This is a genomic window from Rhodoferax koreense, assembly GCF_001955695.1.
GTDB lineage: Bacteria > Pseudomonadota > Gammaproteobacteria > Burkholderiales > Burkholderiaceae_C > Rhodoferax_B > Rhodoferax_B koreensis.
In genome coordinates this window covers 166,184-180,852 of record NZ_CP019236.1, presented here as the reverse complement: position 1 = coordinate 180,852, position 14,669 = coordinate 166,184, and the positions used below count along the sequence as shown (strand labels likewise).

The following is a 14,669-nucleotide window of genomic DNA, read 5'->3' as shown; positions in this document are numbered from 1 at the left end:
TCATAGGTTCTCCTTTAGTCGTGGAACACCGCGGAACCGGCTTTGCCGGGCCGCTGGTGTTGCCCCCTGCAAGGGGGTTGGTGGCCACACGAAGTGGGCAAGCCTGGGGGTGTGCAACATTTTTTCAGTGCCCCAGATAAACGTCGATCACCTTCGGGTCGGCCTGCACCTGCTCCATCGGCCCCTCGGCCAGGATCTTTCCCTGGTGCATCACGGTGACCTTGTGCGCGATGCGCTTGACGAATTCCATGTCGTGTTCGATCACGATCACCGCGCGGTTCTTGCAGATGCGCTGCAGCAGTTCCGCAGTGAGCTCACGTTCGCGCGAGCTCATGCCGGCGATGGGTTCGTCGAGCATCAGGAGCTCGGGCTCCTGCATCAGCAGCATGCCGATCTCCAGCCATTGCTTCTGCCCGTGGCTCAGCAAGCCGGCCTCGGTGTCGAGCTTGTCGGCCAGGCCGATGTCCTCGGCCACCACCTGCACCTTGGCCTTGACTTCGTCCGTGCACTTGAAGCCGAGCGCGCCGAACACCGAGCGCCCGCCGGGGTACGACACCTCGAGGTTCTGGAACACCGACAGGTTCTCGTAGATCGACGGCGTCTGGAACTTGCGGCCGATGCCCATGCGCACGCGGCGGTATTCGGCCATCCTGGTGAGCTCGGTGTTCTTGAACTTGATGCTGCCGCTGCTGGCGCGCGTCTTGCCGCAGATCAGGTCGAGCAGCGTGGTCTTGCCGGCGCCGTTGGGGCCGATGATCACGCGCAGCTCGTTCTTGTCGATGTACAGGGTCAGCGTGTCGATGGCCTTGAAACCGTCGAAGGACACGGTCAGGTCTTCGACGGCGAGGGCAAAGTCGGTGTTGCTCATGGGAGTTGCTCGGTGGACGTGTCGGGGGATCGAACGCTTCAGCTGCGCGCGCCGTCGGGCAAGGCGTGGTCGGGCGCCTGGGGCACCGTGGCCACGGCCGGGGCGGCAGGCACATGAGCCGCAGGCGGGTGCACTTCGGCGCGGCGCAGGGCTTCGCGGCGGCCTTTCCACCAGGGCACGATGTGGCTTTCCCACAGGCCGGCCAGCCCCATCGGGAAGGCCATGGTCACGCCGATGAACAGGCCGGCCATGAGGAACAGCCACAGGTCGGGGAAACTTTCTGAGAAGAAGGTCTTGCCGGCGTTGACCAGCAGCGTGCCGTAGACCGCGCCCACCAGGCTCATGCGCCCGCCGACCGCGGCGTAGATCACCATCTCGATCGAGGGCACGATGCCGACGAAGCTCGGCGACATGAAGCCCACCTGCAGCGAAAACAGCGCACCACCGATGCCCGACAGCGCCGCCGCCAGGCAGAAGGTGAAGACCTTGAAGTTCGCCACGTCGTAGCCTGAAAAGCGCACGCGGTCTTCCTTGTCGCGCATGGCCAGGAGCAGCGTACCGACCTTGCCGACCTGGATCCAGCGGCACAGCAGGATGGCGCCGGTGAGCAGGGCCACGCACAGGTAGTAGAGGATGTACTTGGCGCTGTCGGTGCGGGTGTCCCAGCCCAGCACGGTCTTCAGGTCGGTCATGCCGTTCACGCCGCCGGTGTAGCCCTGCTGGCCGATGATCAGCACGGTGAGGATCAGCGCAACGGCCTGCGTGATGATGGCGAAGTACACGCCGCCCACGCGCCGCTTGAACATGGCGAAGCTCACGATCCAGGCCAGCAGCGTGGGCACGGCGATGATGGCGATCAGGGTCAGCGGCAGGCTCTTGAACGGCAGCCAGAACGCGGGCAGTGCGGTGATCTGGTTCCAGTCCATGAAGTCGGGAATGCCGGGTGTGGACTGGATCTTGGTGGTGATCGGGTCCGAGGCCTCGAGCTTGAGGAACATCGCCATGGCGTAGCCGCCGAGGCCGAAGAACACACCCTGCCCCAGGCTCAGCACGCCGCCGTAGCCCCACACCATCACCAGGCCGATGGCGACGAAAGCGTAGGTGAGGTATTTGCCGACCAGGTTCAGGCGGAAGATGTCGAGCGTGAGTGGCAGCACCACGGCCAGCAGGAACACCAGCAGCACGACGCTGGTGAGCTGGTAGCGCAGGATCCAGAACTTGAGGGACTTCATGAGAGGGCTCCGGGGCAATGCAATAGGGGGAACGGGCGCTTATCTGCGGACCTTGGAGGCGAACAGGCCTTGCGGACGCATCATCAAAATCAGCACGATCAGTGAAAGCGTGATCACTTTGGCCATCGAGCCGGCCAGGAAGAACTCGGTGATCGATTGGGTCTGCGCGATGCCGAAGGCAGACACCACCGTACCCAGCAGGCTGGCTGCGCCGCCGAAGGTGACGACCAGGAAGGCGTCGACGATGTACAGCGAGCCTGAGGTGGGGCCGGTGGAGCCGATGGTGGTGAAAGCCGCACCCGCCACGCCGGCGATGCCGCAGCCGATGGCGAAGGTCAGCCGGTCGGTCTTCTTGGTGTCGATGCCGATGGCGTTGGCCATGACGCGGTTGCTCACCGTGGCGCGCACCCGCAGGCCCCAGCGGCTCTTGTGCAGGGCCAGCAGCACACCGCAGGTGACGACCACCGTCAGGCCGAGCACGAACAGGCCGTTGATCGGGATGTCCAGGCCCTCCGAGGGCGCCCAGGAGCCGAGCAGCCAGTCGGGCAGCGTCGGGCTGACCTCCTTCGGGCCGATGAAGGTACGAAAGCACTGTTGCAGTGCCAGGCTCACGCCCCAGGTGGCCAGCAGCGTGTCGAGCGGGCGCTTGTAGAGGTGGCGGATCAGACCCCACTCCACCAGCCAGCCCGCGATGAAGGCAAAACCGAAGGCCGCGAGGATGGCCAACGGGAAGTAATAGGGCATGAACTGCGGCGCGTGTTCGGCCGTGAGCACGGAGCCCAGGTAGATGGTGTAGGCGCCGATGGTCATGAACTCGCCATGCGCCATGTTGATCACGCCCATCTGGCCGAAGATGATCGCCAGCCCCAGGCCCATGAGCAACAGCACGGCGAACAGGCTCAGACCCGCGAAGCCCTGCATCAGGCCGATGTTCATCATCTCGGAAATAGTCATAGCGGCAATCTCATCAAAGACATCAAACGGTCAACAACAGCTTGCCGCTCCTCAAACGGCAAGCGCAGCGAAGCCCCTTCCAGGGACACCGCGGAACTGGCTTTGCCAGGCCGCTGGTGTCGCCCCCTGCAAGGGGGGAGGAGCTACACGAAGTGAGCGACTTGGGGGTGTGCCCAGTTCACTGATAGCCTTTTGGAAACGGATCGGGTTTGATCAGTTCTGGCGATTCGGCAACGACCTTGAAGGTCGCGTCCGGCATGCCCATGGCGATGCGCGACTTGCTCCACAGGTGGTGGTTCGCGTCGAGCTTCACGTAGCCTTCGGGCGCGGTCTTGAGTTCGATGCCGGGCGAGGCGGCAACCACCTTGTCCACGTCGAAGCTCTTGGCCTTTTCCACGGCGGCCTTCCACAGCCAGGGGCCGAGGTAGCCGGCCTGGGTCACGTCGCCGATCACGGCGTCCTTGCCGTACTTGGCCTTGAACGCGGCCACGAACTTCTTGTTGTTCTCGTTGTCGAGCGACTGGAAGTACTTCATCGACGAGTAGAAGCCGGCGAAGTTTTCGCCGCCCACGCCGGTCATTTCGTCTTCGGTCACGGCCAGCGTCACAAGCAGTTGCTTGTCACCGGTGATGCCCGCGGCCTTCAGCGCCTTGTAGAACGCCACGTTGGAGCCACCGACCACGGCGGCGAAGATGCAATCGGGCTTCTGCACCTTGATCTTGTTCATCAGCGAGCCGAAGTTGGTGCTGCCCAGCGGGTAGTACTCTTCGCCGACGACCTTGCCCTTCTGGAAGTTCTCGATGTGCTTGCGCGCGATCTTCATGGAGGTACGCGGCCAGATGTAGTCGGAGCCGATCAGGAAGAAGGTCTTGGCCTTCTTCTCGGTCTTGGCCCAGTCCAGGCTGTACAGGATCTGCTGCGTGGCTTCCTGGCCGGTGTAGAACACGTTCTTCGACTGCTCCAGGCCTTCGTAGAAGGTCGGGTAGTAGAGCAGGCCGTTTTCCTTCTCGAACACCGGCAGCACGGCCTTGCGCGAGGCCGAGGTCCAGCAGCCGAACACCGCGGCGCAGTGGTCGTTGATCAGCAGCTTCTTGGCCTTTTCGGCGAAGGTGGGCCAGTCGGAGGCGCCGTCTTCCTTGATCACCTTGATCTTGCGGCCCAGGATCCCGCCCATGGCGTTGATTTCGTCGATGGCCAGCTGTTCGGCCTGGATCGCGCCGGTTTCCGAGATCGCCATCGTGCCCGTGGCCGAATGCAACTGGCCGACGGTGACTTCGGTGTCGGTCACTGCCAGCTTGGTGGTGTTGACCGAAGCGGTCGGCTGGGCGGAAGACCAGGCCGGCAGGCCCGCGACCGAGGCGGCGCCCAGTGCCTGCAGCAAACGGCGGCGGCCAGCGTCCGTGGTTGGGGTGGGGACGTTGGCGTCGGATTGATGCTTCATGATGGAAAAGCTCCTTGCAGCGGACAGGTTGAGGTTGGTTCGGCGACGGTTTCTGGGTGGTGCCGCGCTGGAGAGAAGGTTAGGGACAACCCCTAAGCACGCACATACGTCAATTAACGTAGGCGGGCGCTGACACGCCACGAAGTGCTGGCCAAATCTGCCTAGAACGTTTCTTGCATCAATCCCCCATGGCCCTTCCTCCCGTTCTCGAACCCAAACCTGCCGGCCCGGCCGCGCCGCAGACCATCTTCCGCTTCCGTCGCGAATACAACGCCTGGGTGGCCGACGAGACGATGGAGGACTACGCGCTGCGCTACACGCCCAAGAGTTTTCGGCGCTGGAGCGAATTCCGCGTGGCCAACACCGCGTTCGGCTCGCTGTCGTTCCTGGCGCTGGAAGCCATCGGCGGCGCCATCGCGCTGAACTACGGTTTCGCCAACGCGATGTGGGCGATCCTGGCGGTCGGCGTCATCATCTTCCTCACCGGCCTGCCGATCGCCTACTACGCGGCGCGCTACGGCCTGGACATGGACCTGCTCACCCGCGGCGCGGGCTTCGGCTACCTGGGCTCGACCATCACCTCGCTGATCTACGCGGTGTTCACCTTTATCTTCTTCGCGCTGGAGGCGGCGATCATGGCGCTGGCGCTGCAGATGGTGGTCGACTGGCCGCTCGAATGGTGCTATGTGCTGTCGTCGGTCATCGTCCTGCCGCTGGCCATGCGCGGCATCACGCTGATCTCCAAGCTGCAGGCCTGGACGCAGCCGCTGTGGCTGTTCCTGCTGTTGCTGCCCTTCGTGTGGATCGGCATCAGCCAGCCGCAGCTGTACCGCGACTTCGCCGGCCTGTCGGGCCTGAAATCGGGCAGCAGCGGCTTCGATCCGCTGATGTTCGGCGCCGCCGCGGCGGTGATCTTCTCGCTGGTGGTGCAGATCGGCGAACAGGTGGACTTCCTGCGCTTCCTGCCCGAGCGCACGGCGGCCAACCGCAAGCGCTGGTGGGGCGCGGTGCTCGTGGCCGGCCCGGGCTGGGTGGTGATGGGCATGCTGAAGATGGCCGGCGGCGCGTTCCTGGCCTTCGCGGCGCTGCAGTTCGAGGTGGGCGCGGGCCGCGCCGCCGAGCCCACGCAGATGTTCCTGGCCGGGTTCAACCAGATCATGCATGCGGTGGGCCTGCCCGGCGCGGCGGTGGGCATCACCGTGCTGTTCGTGGTGGTGTCGCAGATCAAGATCAACCTGACCAACGCCTATGCCGGTTCGCTGGCCTGGTCGAACTTCTTCGCGCGCGTGACGCGCAGCCACCCGGGCCGCGTGGTCTGGCTGGTGTTCAACGTGGGTATCGCCACGCTGCTGATGACCATGGGCGTGTTCGGCGCGCTGGAAAAGGTGCTGGCGGTGTACAGCAACGTGGCCATCGCCTGGGTGGGCGCGCTGGTGGCCGACCTGGTGATCAACAAGCCGCTGGGTCTGTCGCCCAAGGGCATCGAGTTCCGCCGCGCGCATCTGTACGACTTCAACCCGGTCGGCCTGGGCGCGATGATCCTGGCCGCCATCGCCGGCTGCTGCGCCTATGCGGGATGGCTGGGCGAGACGGCTGCCGCGTTTTCGCCGATGGTGGCGCTGGTGGTGTCGATGGCGCTGGCGCCGCTCCTGGCCTGGGCCACGGGCGGCCGCTACTACCTGGCGCGTTCGCCCGACACCGGCTGGGCGCCGGGCGAGATCGTGCGCTGCACGGTGTGCGAGAACCAGTTCGAATCGGAAGACATGGCCCGCTGCCCGGCCTACGGCGCGCCGATCTGCTCGCTGTGCTGCTCGCTCGAATCGCGCTGCCACGACCGCTGCAAGACCGGCTCGCGCGCTACCGACCAGCTGCGCGCCGTGGCTGCCCTGCTGCTGCCGCGGCAGTGGGCGGCCAAGGTCAACTTCCGGCTCGGCCAGTATTTGATGGTGATGATCACGTTGTGCGCGGTGATGGCCTTCCTGGTGGGCGTGGTGTACGTGCAGGAAAGCCTGGAGACCCCGGCGCAGTTCCTGCGCGCGCCCTTCCTCAAGGTGGCGCTGCTGCTGGCGCTGCTGGCCGCCGTGTGCGCCTGGTGGGTGGTGCTGAGCACCGACAGCCGGCGCATGGCGCAGGACGAATCCGAGCGCCAGACGCAACTGCTGCTGCAGGAAATCGAGGCCCACAAACGCACGGACGCCGAACTGCAGGCCGCCAAGGACCATGCCGAGTCGGCCAGCCTGGCCAAGACGCGCTACGTGGCCGGCATGACGCACGAGCTGCGTTCGCCGCTCAACAGCATCCTCGGCTACACGCAGATCCTGCTCAAGAACCCGCAGACCGATGGCTGGATGCGCGAGACGCTCTCGACCATGCAGCACAGCGGCCAGCACATGCACGCGCTCATCGACGGCTCGCTGGAGCTCGCGCGCATCGAGGCCGGCCGGCTGAGGCTCGACCCGGCGCCGCTGCCGCTGGCCGGCCTGCTCGACGACGTGGACGGCATGCTGCGGCCGCAGGCCGAGGCCAAGGGCCTGCGCTTCACCGTGCAGACCGAAGGTGCGGCGCCGGCCTGGATCCGCGCGGACGCCAAGCGGCTGCGGCAGATCCTGATCAACCTGCTGGCCAACGCCGTGCGCTTCACCGACCAGGGCGAGGTGCGCCTCAGGCTCGACTTCCGCCAGCACGTGACCCGCATCGAGGTCATCGACACCGGCATCGGCATCGCGCCGCAGGACCAGGAGCGCATCTTCCTGCCGTTCGAGCGCGGCAGCGCGGGCCGGCGCGCCAGCGAAACCGGCACCGGCCTGGGCCTGACCATCACCCATCTGCTCACGCAGTTGATGGGCGGCGAGCTCAGCATGACCAGCACACCCGGCCAGGGCAGCACCTTCACCGTGCGGCTGTACCTGCCCGGCATCGCCGCCGACCCGACACGGCCGCCTCTGCGGCCCGTGGCGCTGCGCCCGGTCATCGGCTACCTCGCGCCGCGGCGCACGCTGCTGGTGGTGGACGACCAGCCGCTGCAACGCCAGCTGCTCGCCGGCCTGCTGGTGCCGCTGGGCTTCGACGTGCGCGAAGCCGCCAGCGGCCGCGAATGCCTGGAAATCGTGCAGCACGAGCCGCCCGACCTGGTACTGCTCGACTTGACCATGGACGACCTCGACGGCTGGCAGACCGCGGCCCTGCTGCGCGGCCTGATGCCGGCCGGGCAACTGCCCATCGTCTTCGTCTCGGCCAATCTGTTCGACCACCAGCCTGAACGGCTGGCGACGCTGGATTGCCAGGGCTTCGTCGGCAAACCGGTGATCGAGTCCGAACTGCTCGATGCGCTCGAGCGTGCGCTGCAGCTCGAATGGGTGCGCGACAACACGCCGCTGTCGCTCGTGGACCGGCACCGGCCGATGCGCACGGCCGGCACGCCCTATGATGCGATGCGAAGCGATGACGACGAGGCCACGCCGGGCCGGGCGAATGCCGATCCTGCCGCACAGCTGGCCGCGTTGCCGCAAGCGCTGCGCGAAGACCTGAACCGGCTGGCGCGCCAGGGCCAGGCCGGCGCCCTGCGCGAAACTTTGCGCACGGCGCGGGCCACGTGGCCCGAACACGCCGCCGCGCTGCAACGGCTGCAGGCCTGCGCCGACCGTTTCGACTTCCAGGCCCTGGCCCACCATTTGCGAGAACCCGAACATGACGCGACATGAACCGATTTGACCCCCCACCCGAACCTGCGCGCCGCGTGATCCTGGTGGTGGACGATGCCCTCGACACGCTGCGCATGCTCGTGGATGCGCTCGACGCCGAAGGTTATGCGGTGCTGGTGGCGCGCGACGCCGAAGAGGCCCTGCAGCGCTTCGAGATCGCCGTGCCCGACGGTGTGCTGCTCGACGCGGTGATGCCCGGCATCGATGGCTTCGCCCTGTGCCGCCAGCTCAAGGCGACACCACCGTGGTCGCATGTGCCGATCGTGTTCATGACCGGCCTGTCGGAGACCGAACAGATCCTGCAGGGCTTCGCCGCGGGCGGCGTGGACTACGTGGTCAAGCCACTGCGCATCCCCGAGGTGCTGGCGCGGCTCGCCACGCACGTGCGCAATGCGCAGGCGACACGGCTGGCGCGCGAAGCGGTGGACGTGGCCGGCATGGGCGCCGTGGTGCTCGACGGCCTCGGCCGCGTCGCCTGGCGCTCGCCGCAGGCCACGCGCTGGCTCGACGAAGCCTTCCAACCCGACGCGGCGGATGAACGCACGACCTGGCTGCAGTCGGCCATCGGGCTCGGCCAGACCAGCGCGGCCATGCCCGGTCGCCGGCGCCTGGTGGCGCGGCACATGGGCCAGAGCGGATTCTCAGAGGCCACGCTGCTGCTCCATGTGCTCGCGGCCGACACGGTGACCGCGCTGCGCCAGCCCGACGTGCCGCTCACGCCACGCGAGACCGAGGTGCTGTCGTGGCTGGCCAAGGGCAAGACCAACCGCGACATCGCCGACATCCTCGGCATGAGCCCGCGCACGGTGAACAAACACCTGGAGCACATCTTCGAGAAGCTCGGCGTGGAGACGCGCTCCGCGGCCACGGCCATCGCCGGGCGGCTGCTGCCGCCGGCTTAGGTTCACCTGATCACCCGTTCGCCTTGAGCCTGTCGAAGGGCCGTGCAAATGCTTCGACAGGCTCAGCACGAACGGCAAGCGTGGATCAGAACTTGCCGTGCCGCAGGTACGCCTCCTGCGGGTCCACCCCCTCCAGGATGGCGTTGCGCACCAGGTTCTCCTTGCCCATGGCCTCCTCGGCCGCGGCCACGATGGACTCGGCCTGGGCCTTCGGCAGGCGGACCATGCCGTCCGTGTCGCCGAACACGTAGTCGCCCGGCGCGATCGTCACGTCGCCGATCTGCACCGGCACGTCGAACGCATCCGGCAACCAGTGGCTCACGATGTCGCGCGGCGTGAAGTAGCGGTGCCAGACTTGCAGCCCCATGTCGATGATGAACTCGGCGTCGCGCGTGCCGCCATCGGCCACCACGCCGCGTACGCCGCGGAACTTCAGCGTCTCGGCCGAGAGCTCGCCCATGTGCGCCACGGTGGAATCGTTGGGCTGGATCAGCAGCACATGGCCCGGCTTGGCTTTCGACAGCAGCCCCGTCCAGGCCAGCAAGGTGGTGTGCGCATCCGCGCTGGTGTCGACCTTGCCGCTCACGGTGAACACCGGCCCGCACAGCTTCTGGCGCGGGATCAGCGGGCGCAGGCTCGGCGGCAGCGTGAAGTCACGCAGCCCTTGGCCGCGCATCACGTCGTTCAGTACGCCGGAATAGGTTTGTTCGAGTCGCGCGACCAGAGGGTCGAGGGTCATGGCCAGGTCCTTTTGGAAAACCTGCATGTTGGCCTGTGCGGGGCGGGCTGTCCATTCGGTCAACCAGGGTTGACAGGACTCAGAGTTTCTTCACCGGCACATGCATGGGCATCACCACGCTGACGGCCTCGGGCGCGCCGTCCACGGTGTAGGGCGCGAAACGCGCCTCCAGGAGTGCCAGCTTGGCGGCCTCATCCACGCGGGCGTGGCCGCTGGATTGTTCGACGCGTGAGCGAACCGCCTTGCCCTGCGCATCCACATGCACCACCAGCACGGTGGTCAACACGCCGCTCTTTTCCTCGGAGGTGTGGATGAACTTCATCCGGATCGGCGTGAGCACTTTCATCTGGTCCACGCTGACCACCTTGGCTGGCCAGGGCTGGGGATCGGTGCTGGCACAGCCGGCCAGTGCGGCGGCGATCAGTACGGCAGCGACACGTACGTTGAAAACTCTCAAGGGATTCCTCCTGCTGTTGGAATGAAACGCGGTTCGTCACGCCGCGCACTGTCGAGCGACAGCAGGAATCCTACCGCGTGCCCGGTCCGGTCTCAGGCCGCCGCTTCGTAGAAGCGCACGTTCCCGCCCAGCAACGCCCGCCCCGCCAGCGGTGCCACCGCCTCATGGATCGCCGCGATGTGGTCCGGCGTGGTGCCGCAGCAGCCGCCGACGATGTTGACCAGGCCCTCGGCCGCGAACTCGCGCACCAGGGCCGAGGTGTCGGCCGGGGTTTCGTCGAAGCCGGTGTCGCTCATCGGGTTGGGCAGGCCGGCGTTCGGGTAACAACTGATGAAGGTGTCGGGCGCGGCGCGGTTGAGCTCCTGGATGTAGGGGCGCATCAGCGCGGCGCCGAGGGCGCAGTTCAGGCCGATGGCCAGCGGCTGCGCGTGGCGCACGCTGTGCCAGAAGGCGGTGACGGTCTGGCCGCTCAGGATGCGGCCGGAGGCATCGGTCACCGTGCCGCTGATGATCAACGGCAGGCGTTCGCCGGATTTCTCGAAGTATTCGTCGATGGCGAACAGCGCAGCCTTGGCGTTCAGCGTGTCGAAGATGGTCTCGACCAGCAGCACGTCGCTGCCGCCTTCGACCAGGGCCTCGGTCTGCTCGTAGTACGCGGCGCGCAGTTCCTCGAAGCTCACGTTGCGCGCGCCGGGGTCGTTCACATCGGGGCTGATGCTGGCCGTCTTGGGGGTAGGGCCGAGGGCGCCGGCGACGAAGCGCGGCTTGTCCGGTGTCGAATATTTGTCGCAGGCGGCGCGGGCCAGTTTGGCGGAGGCCAGGTTCATCTCGCGCGCCAGGTCGGCCATGTCGTAGTCGGCCTGGGCCACGGTGGTGGCGCCGAAGGTGTTGGTCTCGATCAGGTCGGCACCGGCGGCGAGGTAGCCCTCGTGGATGTCGGTGATGACGTCGGGCCGCGTCAGGCTCAGCAACTCGTTGTTGCCCTTCACGTCCTTGTGGAAGTCCTTGAACCGCTTGCCCCGGTACTGCGCCTCGCCCAGCTTGAAGCGCTGGATCATGGTGCCCATGGCCCCGTCGAGGATGGCGATACGCTGCGCCAGGATGGCGGGCAGTTGCTGGGCGCGGGTGTAGGTGGGCGTTTTCATGAGGCCTCGATTGTAGGAACAGCCGGTTTTCCTTGGACAATACGGGTTGATGCCGCGCCGCATGCGCCATGTTTTGAATCAAATCAGCCTCTCGCGCAATTTCCATCTACGCTTCCAGCTATCTTTTGGATAGCAATCTCTCCTTTCCCATCGCGCCATGAATTCCAACCTGACCGCCATCCTGCGCGAGACTTTCGGCTACGAGCAGTTCCGTGGCCCCCAGCAGGCCATCGTGGAGCACGTGGTGGGCGGCGGCGATGCGCTGGTGTTGATGCCCACCGGCGGCGGCAAGTCGCTGTGTTACCAGATCCCGGCGATCGCGCGGCAGCAGGCCGGCCAGGGCGTGGCCATTGTGGTGTCGCCGCTGATCGCGCTGATGCACGACCAGGTGGGTGCCCTGCACGAAGCCGGCGTGTCGGCGGCGTTCCTGAATTCGACCCTGAGCTTCGACGAGGCGAACGACGTCGAGCGCCGGCTCCAGCGCGGCGAGATCACGCTGCTGTATGCCGCACCCGAGCGGCTGACGACGCCGCGTTTTTTGCAGCAGCTCGACGCGTTGCATGCGCGCGGCCAGCTCAGCATGTTCGCCATCGACGAGGCGCATTGCGTGAGCCAGTGGGGCCACGACTTCCGCCCTGAATACCGCGCGCTGACGGTGCTGCACGAACGTTTTGCCGGCGTGCCGCGCATCGCGCTCACGGCCACGGCGGATGCGCTCACGCGCGCCGACATCGTGGAGCGGCTGCAACTGGAGGAAGCGCGCCATTTCGTCAGCAGCTTCGACCGGCCGAACATCCGCTACACCATCGTCGAGAAGAAGGACGCGACTTCGCAGTTGCTGCGCTTCATCCAGCGCGAACACGCGGGCGCCGACTTCCAGGACGCGGGCGTGGTGTATTGCCAGTCGCGCAAACGCGTGGAAGAGATCGCCACCATCCTCAGCGACAACGGCATCAAGGCCCTGCCCTACCACGCCGGGCTGGACGCCAAGGTGCGGCAGGACCACCAGGACCGCTTCCTGCGCCAGGAAGGCATCGTGATGGTGGCCACCATCGCCTTCGGCATGGGCATCGACAAGCCCGACGTGCGTTTCGTGGCGCATGTGGACATGCCGAAGAACATCGAAGGCTACTACCAGGAGACGGGTAGAGCAGGCCGCGACGGCCTGCCAGCGGCCGCGTGGATGACGTACGGCCTGCAGGACGTGGTGAACCAGCGCCGCATGATCGACGAAAGCCCGGCCGGCGAGGAATTCAAGCAGGTGATGCGCGGCAAGCTCGATGCGCTGCTGACGCTGGCCGAAGCCACGGATTGCCGGCGCGTGCGGCTGTTGCGCTACTTCGGGGAACAGTCGGTGCCTTGCGGGAACTGCGACAACTGCCTGACGCCTCCGCAGGTCTGGGACGGCACGGACGCCGCGCGCAAGCTGCTCAGCACCATCTACCGCGTACAGCAGGCCAGCGGCATCAGCTTCGGCACCGGCCACATCATGGACATCCTGCGCGGCAAGGCAACGGACAAGGTCAAGCAGTTCGGCCATGAACGCGTGAGCACCTTCGGCATCGGCGCGGAGTTCAGCGAGACACAGCTGCGCGGCGTGTTGCGCCAGCTCATCGCCATTGGCGCGGTGGCGGTGGACTCCCAGGCCTTCAACACCTTGCAGCTCACCGACGCCTCACGCGCCGTGCTCAAGGGCGAAACCAAGGTGCAGCTGCGCGAGACGTTGTCCAGCCCCACCGACCGCAAATCGCGCCGCAGCAACGGTGAAAAGACCGCCGCCCCGCCCGCCGCGCTCGGCCTGGACGACGCGGCGCAGGTGCGCTTCGCCAACCTCAAGGCCTGGCGCGCCGAGGTGGCCAAGGAACACAATCTGCCGGCCTATGTGATCTTCCACGACGCGACGCTGGCCGCCATCGCCGGCCGCTCGCCGCATTCGCTGGAAGATCTGCAGGGCATCAGCGGCATCGGCACCAAGAAACTCGAGGCCTACGGCGCGGAAGTGCTGCGGGTGTGCACGGCGGGCTGATGCCGCCTGGCCCGCCGCGCACGGGGCTCAGGGCGCGAGGGTGACCGGCACCGGACGGGTGAGCAGGTCGACGTAGAGTTCGAAGAAACGCTTGTTGTCGAAGGTCTTCACCACCGTCATCTTCTGCAGTGCCGGCCCGGCGGGCTGCTCGGCATAACCGACCGAACGGCCGTTGTCCGCCGCGCCGGGCTTGGCCAGCACGTCGACGTAGCGCTGCACGGTGCTGGTGGCGTAGGCCGGGTCGAGCAGGTAGGCCAGGGTCAAGGTGTCCCAGATGTTCTGGGTGTAGCTCGGGTTGGTCTCGAAGCCGTTCTTGCCGTCGAAGCCGTAGCCGTTGAGTTTCTGGAACACGTCCGTCACCGCCGTGGGCTTGGCCGGATGGGCGATGCGGTCGTAGACCGTCTTGTCGAGCAGCACGGTGTCGGTCACGTCGAGCGGCACCACCACCTGCGGGATCGGCAGCCGCACGACTTCCTGCGCGGCTTCGGGGTCGAACCACCAGTTGAACTCGGCCAGCTTGGTGGTGTTGCCAGCCACATCGACGGCGCCGCCCATGTAGATGATCTGCTTGATCAGCGGCACGATCTCGGGATTGCGACGGGCGGCCATCGCGATGTTGGTCAGCGGGCCGATCGCGAGGATGGTGACCTCCTTCGGATTGGCCTTGACCGTGTCGACGATGAAATCCACCGCGCTTTTGGCCTGCACCTTGGTATGGGTGGCGAAGCCGTCGGGCGAGGGTTTCAGGTCGGCATCGCTCAGCGGCTCGGGGCCGTTCCACGCACCTAGGTAACCGTCACCGCCCGCACCCGCGGCGAGTTCACGCTGGATCGTGGCGAAGTCGTGGTTGAAGGCATGGTTCGCGCCCGCGTAGACACCGATGCGGTCTTCCACACCGAGACGCTCGACCGATTTCAGCGCGTCCGCCACGCCCTGCTTGAGCCATTGGTTGCCCGACACCACGCTGATGCCCATGACCTTGAGTTTGCCCTGCGCCTGCAGTTGCGCCGCCATGACACCCAGCTGGCCGTCGTCGCTCATGGTGTTGTAGTCGCTGTCGATGATGACCTTCGGCACCACCGCGGAAGAACTGCTGCCGCCACCGCAGGCAGACACCGCCACCGAAAGAACCGCCACCGCCAGGAAAATACGCCGCTGAATTTTCATTCCCACTCCCGTTGTTGTCCGATCACGTTGAAAAAGC

11 protein-coding genes are annotated in these 14,669 nt (G+C 66.3%); 3 read left to right on the top strand and 8 right to left on the bottom strand.

Going from position 1 to position 14,669, the window contains the following annotated elements; all coding sequences use genetic code 11:
- Positions 1-124: 124 nt before the first annotated feature.
- The 4 genes from urtD to urtA all read right to left on the bottom strand — a co-directional run bounded on the left by urtD (position 125) and on the right by urtA (position 4,495).
- On the bottom strand, positions 125-868 hold the full coding sequence (gene urtD / locus RD110_RS00810; RefSeq protein WP_076195791.1) for an urea ABC transporter ATP-binding protein UrtD: 744 nt from the start codon (positions 866-868) through the stop codon (positions 125-127).
- Between the two features lie 38 nt (positions 869-906).
- A complete protein-coding gene (gene urtC, locus RD110_RS00805) occupies positions 907-2,100 on the bottom strand; it encodes an urea ABC transporter permease subunit UrtC (RefSeq protein ID WP_076195789.1) in 1,194 nt (397 codons plus the stop codon).
- A 39-nt stretch (positions 2,101-2,139) separates the two neighbouring features.
- Entirely contained in the window at positions 2,140-3,054 is a 915-nt protein-coding gene (urtB, locus tag RD110_RS00800; RefSeq protein WP_076195787.1) for an urea ABC transporter permease subunit UrtB, read from the bottom strand.
- 178 nt (positions 3,055-3,232) lie between these two features.
- Entirely contained in the window at positions 3,233-4,495 is a 1,263-nt protein-coding gene (gene urtA, locus RD110_RS00795) for an urea ABC transporter substrate-binding protein (protein ID WP_076195785.1), read from the bottom strand.
- Positions 4,496-4,683: 188 nt separating this feature from the next.
- On the opposite strand from urtA, the gene RD110_RS00790 reads away from it, so the two are divergent.
- The gene (locus tag RD110_RS00790; RefSeq protein WP_076195783.1) at positions 4,684-8,196 is read left to right on the top strand and encodes a hybrid sensor histidine kinase/response regulator; all 3,513 of its coding nucleotides are present in this window, start codon (positions 4,684-4,686) and stop codon (positions 8,194-8,196) included.
- Positions 8,193-9,098, top strand: a complete 906-nt coding sequence (locus tag RD110_RS00785; RefSeq protein ID WP_076195781.1) for a response regulator transcription factor — start codon at positions 8,193-8,195, stop codon at positions 9,096-9,098. Before RD110_RS00790 ends, RD110_RS00785 begins: the two co-directional genes overlap by 4 nt.
- Positions 9,099-9,183: 85 nt before the next feature.
- Here the strand turns inward: RD110_RS00785 and RD110_RS00780 are convergent, their stop codons facing one another.
- The 3 genes from RD110_RS00780 to RD110_RS00770 form a co-directional block, all read right to left on the bottom strand.
- On the bottom strand, positions 9,184-9,837 hold the full coding sequence (locus RD110_RS00780) for an RraA family protein (protein ID WP_076204160.1): 654 nt from the start codon (positions 9,835-9,837) through the stop codon (positions 9,184-9,186).
- A 79-nt stretch (positions 9,838-9,916) separates the two neighbouring features.
- On the bottom strand, positions 9,917-10,294 hold the full coding sequence (locus tag RD110_RS00775; RefSeq protein WP_076195779.1) for an energy transducer TonB family protein: 378 nt from the start codon (positions 10,292-10,294) through the stop codon (positions 9,917-9,919).
- 92 nt (positions 10,295-10,386) lie between these two features.
- Positions 10,387-11,439 carry a homocysteine S-methyltransferase family protein gene (locus RD110_RS00770; RefSeq protein ID WP_076195777.1) on the bottom strand — a complete coding sequence of 351 codons (1,053 nt, stop codon included), beginning with the start codon at positions 11,437-11,439 and terminating at the stop codon, positions 10,387-10,389.
- A 157-nt stretch (positions 11,440-11,596) separates the two neighbouring features.
- Here RD110_RS00770 and recQ point away from each other — a divergent pair, with 157 nt between their 5' ends.
- Positions 11,597-13,465, top strand: coding sequence for a DNA helicase RecQ (gene recQ, locus RD110_RS00765; RefSeq protein ID WP_076195775.1), 1,869 nt, complete (start codon positions 11,597-11,599; stop codon positions 13,463-13,465).
- A gap of 27 nt (positions 13,466-13,492) precedes the next feature.
- Here recQ and RD110_RS00760 read toward each other — a convergent pair whose 3' ends face one another.
- Positions 13,493-14,632: a nucleoside hydrolase gene (locus tag RD110_RS00760; RefSeq protein WP_076195773.1), complete on the bottom strand. Its 1,140-nt coding sequence runs from the start codon at positions 14,630-14,632 to the stop codon at positions 13,493-13,495.
- Between the last annotated feature and the right edge of the window lie 37 nt (positions 14,633-14,669).